The 23,019-nt window shown below is 28.8% G+C and carries 19 protein-coding genes; all 19 read right to left on the reverse strand.

The genetic code is table 11. The annotated features are described in order from the left end of the window. Window positions 1-81 precede the first annotated feature (81 nt). The 19 genes from KPL37_RS02645 to KPL37_RS02735 all read right to left on the reverse strand — a co-directional run bounded on the left by KPL37_RS02645 (window position 82) and on the right by KPL37_RS02735 (window position 23,017). Window positions 82-1,536: a 4-hydroxyphenylacetate 3-hydroxylase family protein gene (locus KPL37_RS02645; protein ID WP_216145904.1), complete on the reverse strand. Its 1,455-nt coding sequence runs from the start codon at window positions 1,534-1,536 to the stop codon at window positions 82-84. A gap of 114 nt (window positions 1,537-1,650) precedes the next feature. Further along, on the reverse strand, window positions 1,651-3,450 hold the full coding sequence (locus KPL37_RS02650) for a sigma 54-interacting transcriptional regulator (protein ID WP_246578099.1): 1,800 nt from the start codon (window positions 3,448-3,450) through the stop codon (window positions 1,651-1,653). A gap of 186 nt (window positions 3,451-3,636) precedes the next feature. Then, entirely contained in the window at window positions 3,637-4,941 is a 1,305-nt protein-coding gene (locus KPL37_RS02655; protein ID WP_216145878.1) for an acyl-CoA reductase, read from the reverse strand. Next, a complete protein-coding gene (locus tag KPL37_RS02660) occupies window positions 4,938-6,050 on the reverse strand; it encodes a LuxE/PaaK family acyltransferase (protein WP_216145879.1) in 1,113 nt (370 codons plus the stop codon). Before KPL37_RS02660 ends, KPL37_RS02655 begins: the two co-directional genes overlap by 4 nt. A 16-nt stretch (window positions 6,051-6,066) precedes the next feature. Continuing rightward, window positions 6,067-7,404, reverse strand: coding sequence for an AMP-binding protein (locus tag KPL37_RS02665; RefSeq protein ID WP_343216209.1), 1,338 nt, complete (start codon window positions 7,402-7,404; stop codon window positions 6,067-6,069). 130 nt (window positions 7,405-7,534) lie between these two features. Further along, window positions 7,535-7,777: an acyl carrier protein gene (locus KPL37_RS02670; protein ID WP_216145880.1), complete on the reverse strand. Its 243-nt coding sequence runs from the start codon at window positions 7,775-7,777 to the stop codon at window positions 7,535-7,537. A gap of 62 nt (window positions 7,778-7,839) precedes the next feature. Beyond that, window positions 7,840-9,594 (reverse strand): Eco57I restriction-modification methylase domain-containing protein, encoded by a 1,755-nt coding sequence (locus KPL37_RS02675; protein WP_216145881.1) that lies wholly within the window; start codon window positions 9,592-9,594, stop codon window positions 7,840-7,842. 21 nt (window positions 9,595-9,615) lie between these two features. Then, the gene (locus tag KPL37_RS02680; protein WP_216145882.1) at window positions 9,616-10,251 is read right to left on the reverse strand and encodes a cyclodeaminase/cyclohydrolase family protein; all 636 of its coding nucleotides are present in this window, start codon (window positions 10,249-10,251) and stop codon (window positions 9,616-9,618) included. A gap of 255 nt (window positions 10,252-10,506) precedes the next feature. Further along, window positions 10,507-11,367, reverse strand: coding sequence for a DMT family transporter (locus tag KPL37_RS02685; protein ID WP_216145883.1), 861 nt, complete (start codon window positions 11,365-11,367; stop codon window positions 10,507-10,509). 240 nt (window positions 11,368-11,607) lie between these two features. Next, window positions 11,608-12,150 carry a nitroreductase family protein gene (locus tag KPL37_RS02690; RefSeq protein WP_216145884.1) on the reverse strand — a complete coding sequence of 181 codons (543 nt, stop codon included), beginning with the start codon at window positions 12,148-12,150 and terminating at the stop codon, window positions 11,608-11,610. 52 nt (window positions 12,151-12,202) lie between these two features. Then, window positions 12,203-13,756 carry a murein biosynthesis integral membrane protein MurJ gene (gene murJ / locus KPL37_RS02695; protein WP_216145885.1) on the reverse strand — a complete coding sequence of 518 codons (1,554 nt, stop codon included), beginning with the start codon at window positions 13,754-13,756 and terminating at the stop codon, window positions 12,203-12,205. 54 nt (window positions 13,757-13,810) lie between these two features. After that, window positions 13,811-14,722, reverse strand: a complete 912-nt coding sequence (locus tag KPL37_RS02700; protein WP_343216210.1) for a glycosyltransferase — start codon at window positions 14,720-14,722, stop codon at window positions 13,811-13,813. A 224-nt stretch (window positions 14,723-14,946) separates the two neighbouring features. Next, window positions 14,947-15,666: a WecB/TagA/CpsF family glycosyltransferase gene (locus KPL37_RS02705; RefSeq protein WP_216145886.1), complete on the reverse strand. Its 720-nt coding sequence runs from the start codon at window positions 15,664-15,666 to the stop codon at window positions 14,947-14,949. A 77-nt stretch (window positions 15,667-15,743) separates the two neighbouring features. Beyond that, window positions 15,744-16,400: a sugar transferase gene (locus tag KPL37_RS02710; RefSeq protein WP_216145887.1), complete on the reverse strand. Its 657-nt coding sequence runs from the start codon at window positions 16,398-16,400 to the stop codon at window positions 15,744-15,746. A 60-nt stretch (window positions 16,401-16,460) separates the two neighbouring features. After that, window positions 16,461-17,708, reverse strand: coding sequence for an O-antigen ligase family protein (locus KPL37_RS02715; RefSeq protein ID WP_216145888.1), 1,248 nt, complete (start codon window positions 17,706-17,708; stop codon window positions 16,461-16,463). Window positions 17,709-17,812: 104 nt separating this feature from the next. Continuing rightward, window positions 17,813-19,030, reverse strand: a complete 1,218-nt coding sequence (locus KPL37_RS02720; RefSeq protein ID WP_216145889.1) for a glycosyltransferase family 4 protein — start codon at window positions 19,028-19,030, stop codon at window positions 17,813-17,815. A gap of 13 nt (window positions 19,031-19,043) precedes the next feature. Further along, entirely contained in the window at window positions 19,044-20,096 is a 1,053-nt protein-coding gene (gene wecB / locus KPL37_RS02725) for a non-hydrolyzing UDP-N-acetylglucosamine 2-epimerase (RefSeq protein WP_216145890.1), read from the reverse strand. Window positions 20,097-20,167: 71 nt separating this feature from the next. After that, window positions 20,168-21,511 (reverse strand): glycosyltransferase family protein, encoded by a 1,344-nt coding sequence (locus KPL37_RS02730; RefSeq protein ID WP_216145891.1) that lies wholly within the window; start codon window positions 21,509-21,511, stop codon window positions 20,168-20,170. Window positions 21,512-21,538: 27 nt separating this feature from the next. Then, window positions 21,539-23,017 (reverse strand): O-antigen ligase family protein, encoded by a 1,479-nt coding sequence (locus tag KPL37_RS02735; protein WP_216145892.1) that lies wholly within the window; start codon window positions 23,015-23,017, stop codon window positions 21,539-21,541. Between the last annotated feature and the right edge of the window lie 2 nt (window positions 23,018-23,019).

Genomic DNA, 23,019 nt, shown 5'->3' on the forward strand with positions numbered 1-23,019 from the left:
TCTTTTAAATATATTGGGGTCTAGTTATCCCCTAATATATTTAGGTATTTAATATTGTGAAAGACGCATTTATTTAATAACTTATTCTTTTATTCTAGCTATTACTTTTGCTAAAGCCTTTTTATGAGCCATATTGCCTTGTCTTGCTATCATTATTCTTTGAGCCTGTGGTGATCCCGCACCATGCATTGATTCTGTTCTATAACCAACTGCAGCTGTTCCAAGTGCTAAATTTTCTATTAATCTTAATATTCTCATTCTGTTCTCAGTTGAAACAGATGCAACACCTTTTAAGTATTTTTCAAGATAAGGTCCAGTTATTGGATCTTTAAAATCTTTGTCTGCAGGCATAGTTACCATAAGTCCTCCCGCAATGTCTTCCGCAAGTCTTACTATTTCATATGGGAATCTTGTAACATTTTGTTTACAAACATTTGCAAGTAACAAATCTATTATATAGTTACCTGATTCAGTTTTATGACCTTCTGCAGAGCATGCAATTCCACAAGCGTATAGTGTTTCATTTAAGTGAGTCATTTCTATTAATTTATCTTTAATATGTGATACTCTATTGGTTCCATTGTAATCTGCAGCTACAGCAGTAGCACCAATAAGCACATCACCAACACCAGTTTTGCACCCACCATAACTTTGTCTATGATATCCTGCAAATCTTTCAACAAGCATTCCTGCAAATTCAGTTTCTCCATTTAAGAATATTCTATCATTTGGTACGAATACATTATCAAAGATAGTTAAAGCTTCCACTCCACCATAATTATAATTTCCAACATCTATATCTGCGCCTTCCTCACTTTTTCTTGTGTCACAAGATTGACGTCCAAGAATCATAATAATTCCTTCTGTGTTTGTTGGTATCGAAAAAGATACAGCATAATCCTTTTCGTCAGGTCTCATAGCAATAGTTGGCATTACTAAAACTTCATGAGAATTACATATTCCGGTTTGATGAGCTTTAGCTCCTCTAACTACAATACCATCTGCTCTTCTTTCAACTACGTGAAGATACATATCTGGATCTTCTTGTTTTGTTATTGAAAGTCCTCTATCTCCTTTTGGATCTGTCATTGCACCATCTACTATTAAATCATTCTCATGAATATATTCTAAAAACTTTGTAAAATTTTTATGGTACTCAGTTCCATAAGCTTTGTCGATTTCATATGTTGTACTGTATTCAGAATTAAATGCATCCATTCCAACACATCTTTGAAAGCATGAAGCTGTTTTTTGTCCACATAATCTTTGCATTTTGACTTTTTTAACTAAATCCTCTGTGCTCATATGAATATTTGCGAATCTGTTGATTTTTTCACCAGTAATTATTGAAGTAGATGTCATTAACTCTTCGTATTCAGGCATTTGTGCCAAATCATAAGTCATTTTAACTGAGTTCATTGACGGACGAATTATAGGATTATCCACTACATTTTCTACTTTTTCCCCAAACATATAAACCTTCAAATTTAATTTTCTAAGACTCTCTACATATTGTTCTCCAGTCATTAATCCCACTAAAACCATTCCCTTCACTTCACATATATATTTTTTATATTGCTTTACATTTATTTCACTTTACATTTATAAATGTAGCAATACTCATGCCAAAGTTATATAAAAAATACATTTTTACAACATTCCCATCTCTAAATATCTTTTACGCTTTCTAAAAAAAGTAGTAGAATTAATACCCAATTTTTTGGCAGCATCCCGAACGTTACCAGCATCATCAAAAGCCATACTAATAAGTTTTGCTTCTACCTTTTCAACTGCCTCTTTTAAATTACATATTTCCTCACACTCAATAACTTTTCCTATAATACTCTGTGATAATTCAATTGGCAAGTCACTTTTGAATATTTTATTGCCATAACTCATCACTATAACTCTTTCTACAATATTTTTGAGTTCACGGACATTGCCCGGCCAACTGTAATTATAAAGTGTACTCAACGCCTCAATAGTGAAAGTCTTTTCAAAATTGTATTTATTATTTAATTTAGATAAGAAATGCTGAATTAAAGGTAAAACATCCTCTCTCCTATCTCTTAACGATGGTACAATAATAGGTACAACAGCTAAACGATAATATAAATCTGCTCTAAATGTTTTATTTTTAATCATCTCTTCTAAGTTTCTATTTGTAGCTGCTAAAACTCTTATATCAATTTTTACTGATTTTACCGCTCCAACTCTTTCAACTTCTCCCTCTTGAAGTACATTAAGCAACTTAACTTGTATATCTAAAGGAAGTTCTCCAATTTCATCCAAAAAAACCGTGCCTCCATCTGCAACTTCAAAAAGTCCCATCTTGCCTTCCTTGTTAGCCCCTGTAAACGCACCTTTTACATATCCAAAGAGCTCAGATTCTATAAGATTTTGAGGAATTGCTCCACAATTAATTTTTATAAAGTTTTTGTCACATCTCGTACTATTTTTATATATAAATTTAGCAATTTCTTCTTTTCCAACTCCCGTTTCCCCTAATATTAAAACAGTAGTATCCACATTAGCCACTCTTTTAGCAACTTCCAATAAGTCTAACATTGTTTTATCTTTAGCAATCACGTCTGTTAAATTTAGATACTGAATTCTCATAGCCTCTATTTCTGAATAATATTTCTCTGTTAACTTCATATTTTTAGCAAGCTGATCTTGTAACTCGTATAGTTCTGTTATGTCTCGTACATTTGTAACCACCATATTTATATTACCCTCATCATCAAAGATAGGATTACTTGAAACCAACACTTTTTTACCTGTACTAAATTCCTGCTCAATTGTATTAGATTTTCTATTTTTTAATACCATAAGAGTACAAGACTTAGAAATATATCCTTCTTTTTCCAAATCATACATATTCCTATTTATCATGTTTTTTCTTTGTAACCCCGTTATGTTTTCATAAGACTTATTGATCCTTAATGTGTTAGCTTTTCCATCGGTTATATATATACCATCAAATGATGCTTCAATAATTGCTTCCAATTCTATGCAACTAAGGTTTGCTTTATCACATTCATCATTACAATTTAATCTTTGTTTAAGATCGCTTATTTTTTCTAATGCATTGGACAACTGATACTTCAATATATTATTGACACCATATATACCAACAAATTTGCCTTCTATATTTTCAACCCCTATATACCTTTCCTTAGAATAAATGTAATTATCTGTTTCAGAATCTTCATTAATAATATTTGTATCACCACTTAAAATATTTTTAACATAAGTATCAGGGCTCGTACCCTTAATAAAATTTCTAATTATGTCCTTCTTAGTTATTACACCAATTAGTTTTCCATTATTATTTAATATAGGTATAATTTCAACTTCATTATTATTAAATATCTGTGACGCCTCATAAAAAGTATTATTCTCCTTTAGTGCGAAATCACTTTTCGTCATAACTTCCCTTACCTTCAAAAAAACACCTCTCAATCTATAATAAAATTAATCTATGCACTATTTATTAATAACTTAGCTTAGTTTTATTATATCAGAAAAGGTGATATATATAATAGTTTAATAAATTTCATATAAAAACTTTTAATGTCTGCCATTTCTTTCTTATAATATAAATTTAAAATTAAAGTTTATATACTAACTTAGTTATATCATGCCATTTATACTAATTGAGCACCATCTAACTAATTCACTCATTATTAAACAACCATCCCATGGAGAATCATAAATGTTCATATATCCAATTTTAACAACTCTATCTACCCCAACTGTAGTAACTTTGTCTGAAAACTCTAACATCTTCTTTCTATCTTTTGAAGCAATCCCGATAGTCTGTATGTTTTTAGTAATAAGTGGACATACCTCTAATATATCCTCAACCTCCTTAATAAATATAGTTCGCCCTGTAATAGCTTCTTCAAGTTTTAACTCATTATTAATTAATATTGTATATTGAAGTCCCTTACTTATATAAGCTAGCTTATCCAAACTTAATAGATACTCACCTCTTTTGTTAATTATTTTAGCGACTATAGCCTCCTCTAAATCTAAATTAGTATATCTTTTACTAATCCTCTCAAATTTTAGACTTAGCATTTGAGCTATATTTCTTATAGATAGTTTGCTTTTCTCTATAAACAACACCTGAGGCGAAGAACATCCCTTTTGATCAAAAGCAATTATATCTGTAACCAAGTTATCTAAGTATTTTTCTAAATCATCACTCTCTATAGCAGATCTATCAAAAATTGCAAAAGAATACTTAGGACCAAAAATCAAATCCCTACAAGTAGTTTTTTTTGGCATTAAGCAAATAGAATCTATTGCTATTTTATTGCCCCAAACTATTCTTACATCAGCTTTTAAGGACATTTTTGAATTGAGATTTCTATCAGAACTATCAAAATAAATAAAGGCAATATTTTTCAATAAAATATTAGAGGAATATTCACTGCCTTCATATTCAACATTTATATTTGCTAGTAATATCAATAATTTATATACAGTACCAACATTTTTCCTAGATACGCGAAGAATGTTACCATTTTTACATAATATGCTTTGCATAACAGAATAAATTCCAAGAGTAGGAACATTCCCAGCTATCCAATGACATACAATACCCCGTGGTTGTGCTTTAACATATTTTTCATCCTCCACTTGTACAAAGTCATTTAAGTATTCAATATTTTTCAAGTTAAACTTCAACTGTTTTTCCATATTAGTTTTTTTTAAATAAAAACATAAGAATGAAGCACCCTCCATTCTTAATATTTCTCTATCTTTTGCAATTTTCTTGCTATATTCATTTATAATAAGTAGGATAACTTGAACAGGAAATTTATGAAATATTACTGCATTCTTATTTATGCCGTTTTCTATTTCATTAAAGTCTTCAAATTCCATTCCATTTTCATTAAATTCTCCATTTAACTCATAACAATTTATCATCTTCCTACCTCCCTCTCTGCAAAGGTATCTCCACAGCCTCTAATTTCAGCTTTGTCTACTCGTGATTTAAATCTAAAATATTTACCATGTCTACCACATGGACAATCATCTATGCCTATAAACTCGCCAATGTCTTCAGTTAAAATAGCCTGCGATGGATAACTAGTACCTAGAATACTCATAACCTCTATAAAACCAGTTCCGCCAAACTTCACCTCTTCTAGGGTCTGTACATCCCTAATAATAATTTCTGCAAAATTAGGTACATGCTTATTTCCATACTTACAATCAATAAAAACTACTCCTGCTTGTTCTACCATTCCATAAAAGTCTATTATATTATCAACACTTGTGTTAAATATCTCCGAAGCAGTCTCTGAGAAAACCTTCTTTTCTACTTTTTCATATGTAAGTTTTTTCCACCCGCCACTATGTAATAGCCTTAGCTTGGGTATGTCTAATTTTATTCCATCTTGCTTTAATACTTTTAAAAACTTTGACCACAATATATATGTAAATCCATAAACTAAAACTTCCTCTTCCTTATATTTTCTTTCAAAATCTCGAAGCTTATCTATATTTAATTTAAGTTCTTCTTTTTCTTTATTCATAATGTAAAAGTTTTTGCTAGAAAAAGTACTTACTCCTCTTATCGCCGCCCCACGAGCAGTTATGCTATCTCCTTTTTTATTACTATCTTCATTATCTACAATAAGCATAGGTCTTCTTGTGTTACCTATGAAACTAGACAATGTGCTTATCAAGCCTTGAGTTTGTCTTATTGAAGTTTTTTTATCTAAATAAATTTTACTAGGAATTCCTGTAGTTGTGGCACTAGATTGTAGTACCCTTACCACTTGTTCTATATTACATACTCTAAGTTCAAAACATTTAAACATATTTACAGGTATATACGGAACTTTTTCTAATGTTTTGATTTTATTAATATCTAAACCTAGTTTATTATACATAGCATTTATGTTTACATTGGCCTTATTGAGTTCTAACTGAGGTAATATAGTTTTTAAAAGTAGTCTTTCCTTCTCTTTCTGATTTAAATTAAACTGTTCACCGAGCACTAGTTCATCTATAAGCCCTTCAATCTCCAACTAATTCACCCTCTTATTATTGATTAAGTTTTTTTATTAATACTTTACCTGAAGAATTTTTGGGAAGCGCATTTAAAAATTCTATATTCCTCGGCATTTTGTATGAAGGTAAATATTTTTTACAAAAATTTAAAATATACTTACAATCTACAAAGGGTTTATCCGCGACTAATACTACAAAGGCTTTTACCGCTTCTCCTAGAATATCATCTTCTACTCCAATAACTATGCATTCTACCACCTCTGGTATTTGTAATATCATGTCTTCTATTTCCTTAGGACTTATTCTAATTCCACCACTTTTAATAATGTTTTTTTCTCTTGAAACTATATATATATACCCCTCATCATCTACTTTTGCTATATCTCCCGTATATAAGCATCCTTGCTTTAGAACTTTATCTGTTTCTTCCTTATCATTAAAATATCCCTTCATTATATTGTCGCCTTGGGCAACAACCTCACCGATTTCGCCAGATTTCACTCTCTTCCCTTCACTATTTAAAACAAAAAGATCTGTTCCCTTAATTCCACGTCCTATAGAATTTATTTTTTCATTAATTAAATATGGTGGTAAATAAGATAATCTTGCTGTAGCCTCAGTCTGACCATACATTATAAAAATGTCTACTCCTTTTAAAATAACTATAAGCTGTCTTATGAAAATTTCTGGCAACTTACCTCCAGCTTGAGTTATGTACCTTAATGTTGGTAGTTTAGTGTCTTTCAAATTCGTCATCCTAAGCAGTATCTGATATGTACTTGGGACACCTGAAAACCCTGTGCAATTATATTTATTTATATCTTCAATAACTGTTTGAGGGAACATAAATTTATTATTAATTACAAGGCTTCCACCTACCCTAAAATGGGTATGCAAAATTGAAGTGCCATAGCAATAATAAAAAGGGAGTACCGTTTCCACTCTATCTTGCTTTGTAAGCTTTAAATAATCAATTATAGAATTCGTATTGCGAATAAGATTATAATGAGTAAGCATTACTCCCTTAGGGTTTCCTGTAGATCCCGAAGTGAAGAGTATAATAGCTATGTCATTTTCTAATTGTATATCATCGCTATAATTATCTTCATGTAAATCAATAAAATTATAATCATTGTGATCTGTATAAATCACAATATTTTCATAACCCAACTGCTTTATTTTCTCACTAAATTTATTTTGAGTGAATACAAACTTAATATGAAGAGTATCTATAATATACTTTATTTCATTGCTACTTAAAGCTGGATTTATAGGAACGCAAATAGCTCCACTTTTAATTATTCCAAAATAGTTTTCAATAAAGAAATTAGAATTCTCTGAAACTAAAAGTATAGCATCCTTTTTAGAAATATTTTTACTTTTTAAAAAAGAAGCTTTTTTTTTATATCAATAAAAATTTCCTTGTAACTTATTTCATTTTTAAAAATTACAGCAGTTTCATTAAGTTTTGCTGAAAACTCAAAAATGTAATCTGTAAAAGTCATATTTCTATACCATATTTTTCAACTGTTTTCTTAATGTCACCTATGGTATACATTCTAGAAATATCAACTACGTTAATTGCTATGTCAAAAACCTCTTCTAAATTTGTTATAAGTTCTACATGTCCCAAAGAATCCCAATTTTCTATCTCATCTGGACCCATATCATCATTTATATCCTCAATTTTTTTTATATCAAATACATCACGTAACACCTTGTTTAGTTTTTCTAAATTGCTCATAATGATTCCTCCTAAATATTAATATTTTATTATATATTAAGCAATATTCATGCCAAAAGAGATTATACTTCTCCAAGTATAATCTCTTTTTCTTCTTCACTAAAGTTAAAGTAGTCATATAAATAATTTTCATCCCCGCTCTTATAATCCTTCATTGCCGGAATACATAATTTCATTAAGTTATTTGGATAATATTCATATGCATCCTCACCTAGTTTTTTTGCGAAGGTCTTGAAATAAAATTCGTATATTTTACTATTTAATATGTATAATAAAAAATCATAGGTAAAAGGAACATTTTCTTTAATTGTAAGTGCATATACATCTGCACTAAAATAACTTCCTGTGTCGATAGCAAATCTGTTACTGCTGGCTTTAAATGGAAAAACTATTTTCTCTCCTTCAAATATATTTTGATTTCTTCCCCATTGAAGTTCATACCATTTTCTAATACCTTTTTGACACTCTCTTCTTTTTAGCAGTTTTTCCTTCTGTAATCCAATATAGTCTATAGCGTTACTATACTCTTTAGTGTCCCCAATTAAATCTGAATATATTATATAGCTATCTTGCCTTAAAATTTTATTTTTTTCTATGAAACTACTCTTAATCCAAGGTTTTATTATATCATTTTCAATGTTTTTTCTGAGGTAAGTATCATTATTCAATACAAATGCCTTGTCACACCCAGTTATTATTCCCTGATAACTATTGCATATGTTACTAAGCTCGGTATATTTTTTTTGTTTTATTTTATTTATTAAGGCTCTCACTTTCTCATCTACTAAAACCCAACCCTTATCATCTAATTCTTTTTTATTTAGCATAAAAGTGTTGAATTTATTACCGTCTTTTAAAAATACGCTATTATAAAACTCTTTTTTTTCTTTGCTTTTTACGGCTAATGGCTTTATAATTACAATTTGATTATCAAGAGTTTTATGATTTGTTATAAATATAATTAAAGGATCTATTCCTACATTTTTAAATGGTCTTATACCATAAAAATCTATCATTTTGTCTATAGTGCAACCTTCTTTTAATTCCTTCCTCAGATTTTCTCCACTAGGCGATTCTATAAAGTATCTTGAAGTAATAAATGTAAGTTTTCCACCCTCACTTAAATCTTCTAATGCTTTTTCAAAAAAACAATATGATAAATCTCCTTTATCTCTGTATACTTTTTTATACCTTATTTTTAGGAAAGAAGCGTACTCATTATCTATAGATTTTTTGCCCACATAAGGTGGATTTCCTATTACGATATCATATTTACATTTATTTTTATTTAATAAAAAATCCTTATTAAAAATATTTTTAAGTACGCAACCCTTGCTTAAATCATATAAATCAATAACAAGAATTTTTAATGCTATATCGTCAATATCAAATCCGAACAAATTATATCTTATTATATGATTATCAATGTCTTTTTCATCTAATTTAAATTCAGTTTTCTTATTAATATAGATCAAATTATCCTTATATAAGTTTCTAAGAAATCTAAAACAACAAATCAAAATATTTCCTGTACCACATGATGGATCAACAATTCTTATATATGGATTATTTATTATCTGTGCTGCTTTTATAGTATTTTCTATCATATAAGAAGTTATAGGTTCTGGAGTATACACTGTACCCTTCTGTTTATTGTTTTTTATGAATTCATAATAGCTATCACCGAAACTTTTTTTTCCTGATACTTCTAATTCGTTTTTATAATTTGTAAGAGCAGTTACTTTGTATATATCATCTATTGAACTTATTATAATATTATACAGCTCACATATTTCTTGTTTTAATAAATCAAGCATTTGTTTTCTACCACCTTTTGGCTACAAACTCTCATCAACAATAGATAATATTTCATCCCGTTTTATTCTTCCGTTTTTAACTAATTCGTTACAACGTTGTTTAATTTCATCTTTATAAATTTCATCTTTTATGCTTGAGAGATTTATTTTAACATTTAGAATCGCACTTTCAATAGATGCTTGAAGCATTAAAACTGACACACCAGCATCAGAAATGGCATTTTTATTACCTATCTTAGCGGCTACCATTACATACTCATATATTTTATATGCTTCTTCTGCAACATTTAATGGAACTTCTAACGCTCCTAGGTATCCTTCTTTAATTTTAGCACTTCTTACTTTCTTATCATCATCACTTTCCTTTGGGAGCTTAAAAGCTGACATCAGAATTAAAAAGGCTTCCTTATCTTTGTTCATTAGTTCTAAAAATTCGCTCTGATATTTAAGACATTCCTGAAGATTTTTAGAAACAAGAATTTTGTCATCATCACTATATTCATAGTATACCTTCTTGCCTACAGTTAAATTAAATACCATAGCCCCTAATCCACTAGCTAAAGACGCTGCAAGTGCTGCAACACTTCCACCTCCTGGTACAGGTGAATTTGAACCCAATTCATTAATAAATTCTCTTACAGTTTTTTGATCTAACATTTTTTATTCTCCCTCCGAAAAATTAATATGCTATTTACATATAATATAAACAACATAAATTCTATTTATTAATTAATTAATTTTGTATTACAATATTACCATTTTTTATTACACACTGTACAGCAATGTCCAAAAGTTTCAAATATAGTTGAATCAATAAGCGCTACTATCAAACCTATTCAAGAAAGAATGCTTATTCACTTTATGAATGTAAATAAAAAATTTCAAAAAAACTGAAAAAATCTAAATCTCTGATTATTTCTTTGTTAATATTACAACCGACAAAACAATCATTATGCTCCCGATTATAATTCTAAATGAAATAGGCTCTCCTAAGATTATTATTCCTAGTATTAAGCTCGCTATAGGTTCAATAGTACTTAGAATTGAAGCCTTAGATGGACCTATTAGTCTAACCCCTTCTAAAAATGCCATTAAAGCGACCACCGTAGATATAAATGCTATAAGTAAAATTGCCACAAATGCATAGAAAGAAATATGAATGTTAAAATTATTAGTGGTCTTAGCAGCTATAAACATCACAAAGGCAGATGAACATGAAATATAAAAGGTTAGAACGTAACTATTAATACTCTTAAATTCTTTGTGAGATGCTCCTAGCACATATAATGAATATAATACAGCAGCTATCAATGCTAAGATTATTCCTTTTATATTAAAACTAACACTTGTCTTATCAATTAAAATATAAATGCCCATTAAAGATATAATCAAAGAAATTATTTTTCTAGAACATATTTTTTCTTTATATACAACATATGCGAGTATAGTAACGATAGATGGATAAATATAAAAAATCATGCTTGACATACCGACGTTTATGTAATTATATGACATATATAGACTAGAAGTCGCAAGAGTAAATCCAAACACCCCAATAATCATTATTAAAACAGACTGTTTTTTAGTTAATTTCATAGATATACCTTTTGTTTTCAAATAATAAAAAAGCATAATAGCTGCAAATAAAAACCTAAGGAATAGTGTACTGTATGTGTTTGATCCTCCTCTATATGAGAGTTTCGCAAGTATTGGCATAATACCAAAAGCACTAGCTGATAATATAATGTATAGAATTCCTTTTGTTTTCTCCATAGTACTCCTCCTTGTTTTCATATAGACTAGATAAAAATAAATAACAATCATATAATTATTAAAATTGTACCATTTATATGTTATTATTTCATCACTTAAATAAATTTTTACATATATAGATTATATAACACTACTGCAACACCCCCTATAAAAAAGTAATATATGAAGATATCATTTATTTAACCTTAATTAAAATAGGACCCTATGATAACAAAGACATCATAGGGTCCTAAAATTTGTCTATTTAGTATATGCATTATCCCAAGTGTTTGAAAATACAAAATCTTTTACATCTTTTTTATCATAATGTTCTTTACTCTCTGCAATTTCTCCAATTGGTGTTATAGCAACTACCTTATAATTTTGTGGAATTGCCAATGCTGTTTTAATAATGTCCTCATTAATTGCAGCAATCCAACAAGTCCCATAACCTTCATTAGTAGCTGCTAAAATAAAATGCTCCATAGCTATGGCACTATCTACTAAATAATACTCTTTGTCTTCTACTTCACCTGAAGCATCCGGATCAGCAACTATAACTGCTGTCATTGGCGCATCAATTATTGACTGTGCTGCTAAATTATCCTTGTTCATTATTGCTTTTGAAATTTGCATAAGCTCCTTCTTTTCATCAACTAATATAAATTTGTAAGAAGTCTTATTTTTCCAAGATGGTGACATCATAGATGCATTAATCATTCTATCTAACTTCTCTGGATTCACCGGGGTATTTTTAAATTTCTTAATACTTTTCCTATTCTTAACTACATCATAAAATTCCATATAACACACTCCTTTAAATTTAGTATGTGTAATAATTGCATAAACAATGTAATTATTTTTTTAAAATTTTACTTTTAAATATATCCCATATGTACATAGTTTCATCTATCTTAAAAAGGTATGTTAAAGCAAAATATAATATACTTCCTACAACTGCACACACAAATAAAATTGTTAAATTTAAAATAAATCCTGATACTACATTAATTATAAATATTTTTTTCATAAAATATATTACAAATCCCATAATAATAGAAGCAATAGATATTTTTTCTATTGTTTTAATCATAGGAATAAATTGAATCCCTGGAAATTTTTTATTCATCTTAAGTAATAACATTATGGTAATAACTGTAGCTGAGATTGATGATGAAAGTGTTAGTCCTGGTACTGACATGTATCTGTACAAAATAGCACTTAAAGCAACATTTATTACTACACCCACAATACTATAAATCATAGGTGTTTTAGTGTCTTTAGCAGAGTAAAAGGCTCTATTTAATATATCACGTACTCCATAAGCTACCATAGTTGGAGAATAGAGTATCAAAGCTTCTGAAACTAATTTCACATCACTTATGTTAAATTTTCCTCTTAAATATAATACACTAATTAGAGGTTCTCTTAATATAACTATTGCAAGTGCCGCAGGTATCATTACTAGATTTATAATGTTAATTGACTTAACTAAAGATTTTTTATATTCCTCATGATTATTTTGGACAATAAATGTAGAAAGTATTGGGTATATTATCATAGAAACTGCTACAGCAAAAACTTCATACGTAAGTAAAGTTACCTTATTTGCACAGTCAAGAACTGCAGTTGCGCCTTCATATAAACCCATGGCAAATGATCTATTAATAAACAAATTAAGTTGCATGGTTGAAGTGCTTATTATTATAGGGATCATTAATATAAATAGTTTTTTTAAGTCATTATCGCGAAAATTCAATTCAAATTTATACCCGTATCCTAGTTTCTTGAATTTAGGTACATTAATTATAAATTGAACGAAAAAAGCCAAAACAGTGGTTATTGCGAATCCCGTAAGACCAAATGTATCTACAAATAAGCTTAAATAAATTATATATATTAAGTTTGCAGCAGCAGCCATTGCAGCCGGAATAGAAAATTCTTTGTGAGCTTGAAGTACCCCTGCTACAACCCCTTGTAGAGTTAAAAATAGCACTGATAAAAACATAATCTTAAGTATTTTTACAGTTTGATTAAACATCATCGGATCATTAGTTAATTTATTAGCAAAATAATACACTATATAATATGAAAATAATATTCCAATTCCCGTAATAATTATAGTTAATAACATGGAAATATTAGTTACATTATTTACAAATCGATTTCGTTCTTTTAATTCTTTTGTCTCAATATACTCTGTAAGAATGGGTATTATGGTAGTACTAAGCCCATAACCTAAACTAGTAAAAAGAAATACTACACCAAAACACCATACATATATGTCTGCTGAATGCGTAGTTCCAAATTTAGCTAACATTAAGCTATCTCTTACTATAGCAAGTACCTTTCCAAGTATTACAAAAATCATTACAATCATTGAACTCTTTAAAACTTTGTTTTCTTTCATGATACGCTCCATATTTTTGTGAATTTAAGAATTAATATCATCTTCACTGTTAAATCAATTTTTTAACATGTTTTTATAAATTTCATGATATTTTTCCCAAAAATTATTTATAGTAAAATTATTAATAACGATATCATGTAAATTTTCGCCTTTTACATTTAAATGACACTTATCTAAATATGCTTCTCTCATAGCAATGTAAATATATACATTGCCTTTAGCTTTTATTTTATATCCGCTATTTTCATCTAATATACACTCTAGGTCTCCTACTTGCGTATAAATTAATGGTTTCTTTACAATTCCTGATTCTAATACTGTAAGTGGTGGTGCTCCACCCTCACTTATAGAAGCTAGAATACTAATATTAGATGCATTTATGTAATCTAATGGATTAGAAACATTTCCTACCATAATAACCTTATTTTCTAGTTCTAATTCCTTTATTAAACTTTTCAGTTCTAAGTCTAGCTCTCCGCCACCAACTAGTAATAATTTCACATCATGAAATTCATGAATTAATTTTCCAAATGCTAGAATAACTTCTTTATGATTTTTTATTGGATGTAATCTCGCTACCATAACATACACAAATTCATTATATTTTATTTTCAAACTATTCCTTATATCTTTTGCAGAATTCTTAATGATACAATTTTTTATATCTATACCATTATTTACAACTGAAATTTTCCCTTTTATATTTTTATATTCAAGCAAAGACTTCAAGTTATTTGATACGCAAATATAATCTTTAAAACTCTTTAAGCCCACAATGCTTAGAGGTGTAAATATAAAATATTTCAACTTATTATTAAGAAAATCATATCTAAAATCACTATGAACTACGGCTACAGTTGGTACATTAAGTTTACTTTTCAAAATTAAATGTAATAAGAAAGGTTTGGCTCCATGAAAATTCACTATGCTTATCGAATTGTGATTTATAAAGTTCACAAGATCCATATTATAAAGCTTCTTACTAAAAAGTTTATAGCTAACATTCAACTCCTTAGCTTTTAAATATAATGGACCTTCTCCAATAAGGCCAAGTACATTTTCAAATTTTTCATTTGATTTGTCACATATATTTAATACATGTTTTCCACCACCACCATTGTCATTACCAGATATAATATGTAATACTTTAATGTTTACCCCTCCCTTTATTTATCTAAAACAAACAATAATTACTCCCGTTTGCGTTTATATTTTATTACCATAATAATAAACTTAGGTATAGATGCTAACCTTTTAATCCTAAATGGCTCTTTTATAACTCTGTATAACCATTCCAGTCCGATTTTTATCATCCATTTAGGTGCACGTTTAACCTTACCCGCAATGTTATCAAAACTTCCTCCAACTCCCATAAATACTTTGCAAGGAAGCCTGTCCATATATTTTGCTATAAATAATTCTTGCCTTGGGCATCCCATTGCAACAAATAATACTTTAGGTTTTACTGCTTCTATTTCTTTTAATATATATTCACAATCATCTACTTCAAAATATCCATCATGACTACCAAGTATATTCAATTTGTGATATTTAGTTCGTAGATTTATATTACACAGATCAACTATTTCTTTTGTTGATCCTAAGAGATATATCCCTTGATTATCTTTTTCACATTTTTTCACTATATTATCCATGACTTCTATACCTGCAAGTTTTTCTTTGACAGGATTTCTAACTATTTTTGAACATATAACTGTTCCAATTCCATCTGGAATAATAATTGAATTTTCACTTGTAAAATTATGGAGCAAAACAGTATTTTCAAGTCCACTAAGGAGAACTTCTGGGTTTCCTGAAATAATATGTACTTTTTCAAAATTGTCTATAGATTCAAATAAAGCTTCCATATTATCATTAAAAATTTTATATTGTAAAATTTTCGTTATCATAAATTCCTCCAAACAATCTACCTCTAGCAGATTCCATATTAAATTACTTTAGTGTAGTAACCCGCTGATATGAGTTACTAAAAAGCACCATCTTTCTTAAATACAGACACCACTGTTAATAAGATTATTTTTATATCTAACATAACTGAAAAGTCCTTAATATAAGTAAGATCATAAACAACCGTTTTTCCTAGTTCAATTTCACCTCTTCCACTAATTTGTGCAAGTCCAGTTATTCCTGGCAAAACTAGTAGCCTTTGATGGTAGCTTTCAGGATAATACTTAACTACTTCTGGTATTTCAGGTCTAGGCCCTACAAGACTCATATTACCAAACAAAACATTAAAAAGTTGAGGTATCTCATCTAAACTACTACGTCTCAAAAAATTACCTACCTTTGTTACTCTACTATCTGACTTACTTTGAAATACAAAGTTTTCAAGATCATCTGGGTTAATATCAAGTTTTCTTTTACTCTCCGCTTGGACTATCATGGTTCTAAATTTATAGATAGTAAAGTTTTCACCATCTTTTCCAACTCTAACTTGCTTAAATACAGTTCCACCTTTTGAGTCTATTTTAATAGCAATAATTATAGTTAAATATATAGGTGATAATATAATTATCCCTATTAAAGATAATATAATATCCATTAATCTTTTAAGTGCGAATTGAACTTTTTTATTTTCAATATGTACTTTTTTGTCTATAGTTATCATCTTAATTTTTTTCATACTTTACTCCTACTCCCTTATAAATATTAAATATTTAATTTTTTATATAATTAACATTCATTAATTACTTGTTGATGAATTTAATAAACTTTCAGCTGTAGCTATTAAAAACCAAAAGTATGTTGTAGCCATAGGTACAAAAAATAAATTATCTGATATATTCATAAAGAAAAATGCAATCATTGAAGCAAATGCACCCATATAAAAAGCTTTTATAAATTTATCATCAGTTAGAGTAAACAGTTTCTTCACTCTAAAAAGTGATGTTACTAAAATTGCTAAAAAAGATACTATTCCTACTATACCCAATTCACTCTCAACTTTCAAATAAGAATTATGAGCAGGATATCTTTTGTAAGCATTATAACTTAATCCCTTATACTTACTCACATATTCATTATATCTACTAATGAAATTACCATTACCAACGCCTAAAATTGGATGCTCTTTAATCATCATTATAGCAGTTTTCCACAATTTAATTCTAGAGGCATTTCGTGAAGCATTTGTTAAAGCCTGAACTGTGTCAAGAACCGATGGCATAAATAAAGTTAATACCCCTATAACACCAAAAGCTATAATTAATTTATAACTGTAAATAACACATAAAACCACTGCACCTATACAAACTCCTAATTGCGCATTTCTAGAATAAGTCATTATTATATTTACAAATAATAAAACTGATATTATCCCATAGATACTCTTGATTTTTTTGTTTTTCTCATAAATAGTGAGCATTACCACTGGAAATATAATTAGAATAAGAAAAGCGGAATAAGCATTAGGATTAAACATTGTCGCTGCAATTCTAACCACACTATACCCTGAGGAATAATGCTCTACAAACTTTTTATCTAATCCTATCCTTGTAAAGTGTTGTATTATACCAAAAATGCTTAATATTGATGCTGTGAATATATAGCATTTCAATAAATTCTTCACTAATTTTTTAGTATTAAACTCGTATTTAATTACAAAAAATATAAATACATAAGTTAAAAATCTTGCACTTTCGGTTAATGCAAGTGTCTTTTCTAATGCATATGAGGTGGATAATAACATTATTCCAAGTAATATTAATATGCAAATACTTAAAGTACTACTAAAAATATCTCTAATGCCATAGATAAACCTTTCACGCGTAGCCTTCTCAATAATTAACTTTACAAAATATGCAAATACAACTATACCAAGTAAAATGTCTCTCGCAGATATTCCTTTAAAATTTGTGCCTTCCTGGATCAGAGGCATTATTACTATATATACACACATTAAACAATATAAAATACTATACTTAGTTTTCATTTACTACACCTCTTTATACATTAATGTCATTTTTACATAATCCGTCCCTCACTTTCAAAAATTCTACAATTTGTAAGTGAGGGACGGATTATATATTATAATTTCTATAAATTCATCAATACTTCTTCTAATTTTCTTGTTATATTTTCTCTAGCATAATTTTCCATAACATAAACTCTGCCATTTGCGCCAAGACTATTCCTAAGTTCTATATCATTATATAACTTTAACACAGCTTCTGCAATTTCTTTTGAATTTTCAGGTTCCACAACTATTCCTGCATTTGCATTATTTATTAACTTTGCAGCTTCTCCCTGTACAGGCAGAATAATTGGTATCTCTGATGCCAATGTCTCAAACATTTTTGAAGGTAGTGCCCCTTTAAATAGCTCTAATTTCTTTAGAGGAATTATTGCAGCATCCATAGAAGCTACTATTTTAGGCATATTCATCTTTGGCTGAAGAGGCAAAAATGTAACATTTGTTAATTCTTTTTCTTTAACCAAATTTATCAGATCTTGTTTTTCTGGACCATCTCCTACAAATATAAATTGGATATTTTCTTCTTTCTTTACTATCTCAGCTGCATTTATTATAACTTCAAGTCCTTGTGCAATTCCATGAATGCCGGCATAACATAACGCAAATTTATTTTCAATACCTATTTCACGTCTAAAGTTTTCATCTCTGTTTTCTTTTTTAAATAACTTTGTATCCACTCCATTAGTTAAAAGGTGTATTTTATTTTTATCAAACCCTCTTTTTACTATATCATCAACTATTCCTTGGGTTTGACATGTAACAGCAGCTGCTCTTCTATAACAAAATTCTTCTAACCATACAGACATTTTTATGAACAACTTATTATGAAGCACCCCTAATTTTATAGCTGATTCTGGCCATAAATCAGATATGTTAAAAATAAATTTAGCTCCTTTAATCTTAGCTAATACAAACCCTGAAAATCCAAGGAAGAGTGGTGGAGATTCTGTTATTATTACATCCTGTTTATCTATATGTTTTGCACCTCTAAGCACTGATGAAAAAGTAAAAGATAAATAATTTCTTAATCTCTTAGTAAACTGCTTAGATTTTGTAGCATAAATATTAGTCCTCACTATCTTTATACCCTCAATTTCCTCAATAACAACTCCACGTCCTTTATACTCTTCAAAGATTTCTCCTCTAGGGTAGTTTGGCAGGGCTGTTAATATTGTAACATCATGACCAAATTCTTTTAACTTTTTAGCAAACTCAAAAATTCTATTTTGAGGTGCCCCCACTTCTGGAGGGCAATATTGTGTTAAAAATAAAATACGCATTTTTTCACCTCTATTATTTGTTTATAATTTCTAAAATTTTCTCTGCAGCATGACCATCACCGAAAATATTTTGCTTAACCTTATTGGGAACGAAATTTAATATACCATCTAATATCTTAGCCTTATCAGTTCCAACAACAATATTCCAACCATTTTCTACTGTTTCTACCCATTCTGTTTCATCTCTCAAAGTAATACAAGGCTTATTCATGAAAAAAGCTTCCTTTTGAACTCCACCACTATCTGTAATAATCTTTCTACAATTCATTTCTAAACTTATCATCTCTAAGTACCCAACTGGATCTATTATCTTTATGTTTTTGTTGAATGATAAATTATAATCGTCCATATACTTCTTGGTCCTTGGATGTAATGGTAGTATTACTTTCTGACCACTTTCATTTAATGCTTCAATTATATTTCTTAACCTATTTATATCATTGGTATTTTCTGCTCTATGAATAGTTGCTAATATAAATTCTTCCTGTTTTAAGTTCAGTTCTTTCATAATCTTTGATTTTTCTTTTGAAAGTTTTGAAAAATTAAGTGTTGCATCATACATTACATCTCCTACATTATAAACACCACTCGTAACTCCTTCGTTACTAAGGTTTTTAATAGCTGAAGCAGTAGGTACAAATAAATATTTTGATATATGGTCTGTTAAAATTCTATTTTGTTCTTCTGGCATAGTCATATTAAAGCTTCTAAGTCCCGCTTCTATATGAGCTACTGGTATAAGTAATTTACTTGCACAAAGTGCACCAGCTAAAGTTGAGTTAGTATCTCCATAAACCAAAACCATATCTGGTTTTTCCTTTTCATAAAGTTCTTCAAGTTCTATTAACATAGTTCCTGTTTGCTTGCCGTGTCCGCCTGAACCTACTCCTAAATTATAATCCGGTTTAGGTATATTAAGTTCCTCAAAAAAGATTTTTGACATGTTTTCATCATAATGCTGACCTGTATGCACTAAAATTTCCTCATGCTCTTTTCTGATGATATTAGATACTGCAGCTGCTTTTATAAACTGTGGTCTTGCTCCTACTACTGTTAAAATTTTCATATAGACTCCTACAATTCACCAAAATTTTCTCTGATAAAATTAGGATTTACACATCCTTTCTATAACATAATTTATAATCCTTCTATAACACCTATTAAATCGCGAGTTAAATTTTCTCTGCTATACTCGCTAACTTTTTTCCAATTAATATCTGACTTTTTCTTCGTGCCTTTCCAACTGCTATAAGATTTATATATAACGTCTTCAATTTCATCCACTTTTTCAGGATGACAACAAAAACCAGTGTTTGTACTTAATATTAGATCTTTAGCAACCCCTGTTGGCACAATACCGATGATATCCCGTCCACTTCTTATGTATTCAAAAAGCTTTCCTGTATATATTCCATCACTACCCACACCAGCTTCAATAATTAAAAGTGTTGCAGAGGTCTCCTCTAATTTCTTTAAACTTTCTTTATGCGGTAAATATGATATAAATTCAATAATATTATCATATTTAGCAACAAAGAATCTTATATCCTCCTGAGCATCTTTACCTATTTGTCCAACAAATCTTATAGTAAGTTCATCCTGCTTTATCTTTCTTTTAATTATTAGCCTATCTACAGCTATCAAAAAATTCTTCGGTGATCTCTTCCCATATAAAGTTCCATTATGGGTTATAATATATTTTTTTGCAACTAAATTCATGTTAAAATCAGCAAAATCTTCCTCATCATATCCATTAGTAATAACCTTAAACTTATCTATAACTTGATCTTTATATCTATAAACGAAATCATCTATTATAGGTTTACTTACAGATACTACAGCATCAGCTTTTTCTATAACCATTTTCTCCATTTTTTCATTTTTAATTTTAGCATATGCTGAATAATTTACAAATGGATTAGCTACCCACTGATCACGAAAATCAGCAATCCATTGTAAATTAGACTTTTGTTTTAATTCATATGCAATTAAATGTCCAGTATATGGTGCTGATGTTGAATATATTATATCTATTTTTTCATCTTTAATTATGTTTATACCTACGCTTATCGCATCTTTTTTCCATGATATTTTATCATCTGGTATATACATATTCCTATATATATTTAATAAGTGTTTTTTGACTTTTTTATTAATTTTAGATTTAAATGTATTATCAGATGTTTTTTTTGTAATATCTTTCTTATTTTCATTCTTCTCTACTTTAACATCAGTTACTTTTCTATTAAGAATAAAATTTACAATAAAATTTTCTTTTTGCATGGCCCTAAATACTTTTATTCCATCAGTTGATTCAAGTTTCAAAGATTCATCCTTAATGGTTCCCTTTTCGTTATTGACAGTAAGCACAAATACATTATATCCAAATTTCTTTAAAAACTTAGCAAATTTTAATGTTCTTTGAACTCCTGCCCCACCAAGTGGTGGATAAAAATAAGCTACAATCAATATATTTTTCATTATAAACCCCTCACACTGTTTTAAATCTTAATTATCAAATTTTCCTTCTGGATATATCATTAATATCATCACCACAGTAAAAATAAACGCAGGCGCTACACTTAGTGGATTTGCTGAGGCCATAAATGATTGACCTGTAACATTTCCATAAATTAAGAGACAAGTAATACCGATAATACCAGGCCATTTAAATTCTCTAAAATCGCCCTTTCTATTTTTTACAATATCCAATAATGATTTTAGTAACCCACCTATCCATGCTACCATAAATGTAAATGAGAATATAACTCCAAATTCCGTTATTAAATCAAGAACTATATTATGAGCATCTATATACATTTTTTCAGGATTCCCACCATATTGTAAGTAATAATATTTAAAATGTCCAGGCCCAACTCCTAAATACGGATGATCTTTAATCATTCCAAAAGCTAATGCCCATATAGGCCTTCTATTTTTAGTTTGATCTATAAGCCTATCCCATATTTTAACATTATTAGCAGTAAGGCTTTCTACCCCTGTTATTTTAATGTCTGCTACAACATTTTCCATATCCCACCTATGCATAACATTATAAGTCATACAAGAAAATACAACTATAGAAACTAAAACATACTTTTTCCAATTTTTCATATCCAGTATGATAGAAACTATAAAACATATGGCTAATGTTACAAGAAAACCTCTTGATTTTTGAGTACTAAAATTAATTATCTGTATCAACAATAATAACTGATACATTTTATTATGTTTTCCAGATAATCCTTTATTCATAGCATAAAGTAATATAAACGGAATTATGATTATAGTATATCCAAGCATAAAATTGCTACCGAGTACTCCATAAAGATGCTGATTTATATTATCTCTAAAAATTAAATTATATAATGTTACTATTATATCTGGTATAGATGACAATGTAACCCCTATACATAAATAAAGTAATATATCCTTGAAAAATGCTTTATTATTCTTCTTATAACAAAGCATACCTATGCTATAGGTCATCATTGTAATGATACTAAGTAATACTAGTTTGAATGCTTCTAAAACATGAATGCTTATTACTGAAGATATTACTGCAAGTATTAACAATATAACGTATAGTATACTTATTTTTCTGTATTTAGTTGTAAGTCTCGAAAAATCAAATACACCATTTTTATACTCGCGAATCATAGTAATTAAATATATAGCAAAGTAAGCTATATATAACACTTGACCTATTCCATCCATATGAAGCCTATGCATAATATAAAACACCATAGGTATTATGGGCATTGATATGGCGTAAATTTTGCTTGCTGTAACAAACTCTTTAAACATTAATATTAGGCTGCAAATTACAAACAACGTTACAAATATACTACAGAGGAACATAAGTACATTTGATGTACCAATCTTTATAAATAACCCTATTTCTATAATTGTATATAATCCTAAAATTATATACATATATTTTTTCAAATAATTAAAATAATCTTGAATCTCCTGCGTGAATTTCATTT

The sequence above is a fragment of the Clostridium frigoris genome, from assembly GCF_018861865.1.
In the GTDB taxonomy this organism is placed as follows: Bacteria; Bacillota; Clostridia; order Clostridiales; family Clostridiaceae; genus Clostridium_AD; species Clostridium_AD frigoris.

Bases quoted from the DNA above. Each gene is read 5' to 3' on its own strand.
- KPL37_RS02655 (WP_216145878.1), bottom strand. From the start codon at position 4,941: ATGATAAATTGTTATGAGTTAAATGGAGAATTTAATGAAAATGGAATG.
- KPL37_RS02700 (WP_343216210.1), bottom strand. From the start codon at position 14,722: ATGGATCTTGTGAACTTTATAAATCACAATTCGATAAGCATAGTGAAT.
- KPL37_RS02715 (WP_216145888.1), bottom strand. From the start codon at position 17,708: ATGAAAACTAAGTATAGTATTTTATATTGTTTAATGTGTGTATATATA.
- KPL37_RS02720 (WP_216145889.1), bottom strand. From the start codon at position 19,030: ATGCGTATTTTATTTTTAACACAATATTGCCCTCCAGAAGTGGGGGCA.
- KPL37_RS02710 (WP_216145887.1), bottom strand. From the start codon at position 16,400: ATGAAAAAAATTAAGATGATAACTATAGACAAAAAAGTACATATTGAA.
- KPL37_RS02670 (WP_216145880.1), bottom strand. From the start codon at position 7,777: ATGAGCAATTTAGAAAAACTAAACAAGGTGTTACGTGATGTATTTGAT.
- KPL37_RS02690 (WP_216145884.1), bottom strand. From the start codon at position 12,150: ATGGAATTTTATGATGTAGTTAAGAATAGGAAAAGTATTAAGAAATTT.
- KPL37_RS02685 (WP_216145883.1), bottom strand. From the start codon at position 11,367: ATGGAGAAAACAAAAGGAATTCTATACATTATATTATCAGCTAGTGCT.
- KPL37_RS02680 (WP_216145882.1), bottom strand. From the start codon at position 10,251: ATGTTAGATCAAAAAACTGTAAGAGAATTTATTAATGAATTGGGTTCA.
- KPL37_RS02675 (WP_216145881.1), bottom strand. From the start codon at position 9,594: ATGCTTGATTTATTAAAACAAGAAATATGTGAGCTGTATAATATTATA.
- KPL37_RS02730 (WP_216145891.1), bottom strand. From the start codon at position 21,511: ATGAAAAATATATTGATTGTAGCTTATTTTTATCCACCACTTGGTGGG.
- murJ (WP_216145885.1), bottom strand. From the start codon at position 13,756: ATGAAAGAAAACAAAGTTTTAAAGAGTTCAATGATTGTAATGATTTTT.
- wecB (WP_216145890.1), bottom strand. From the start codon at position 20,096: ATGAAAATTTTAACAGTAGTAGGAGCAAGACCACAGTTTATAAAAGCA.
- KPL37_RS02735 (WP_216145892.1), bottom strand. From the start codon at position 23,017: ATGAAATTCACGCAGGAGATTCAAGATTATTTTAATTATTTGAAAAAA.
- KPL37_RS02705 (WP_216145886.1), bottom strand. From the start codon at position 15,666: ATGATAACGAAAATTTTACAATATAAAATTTTTAATGATAATATGGAA.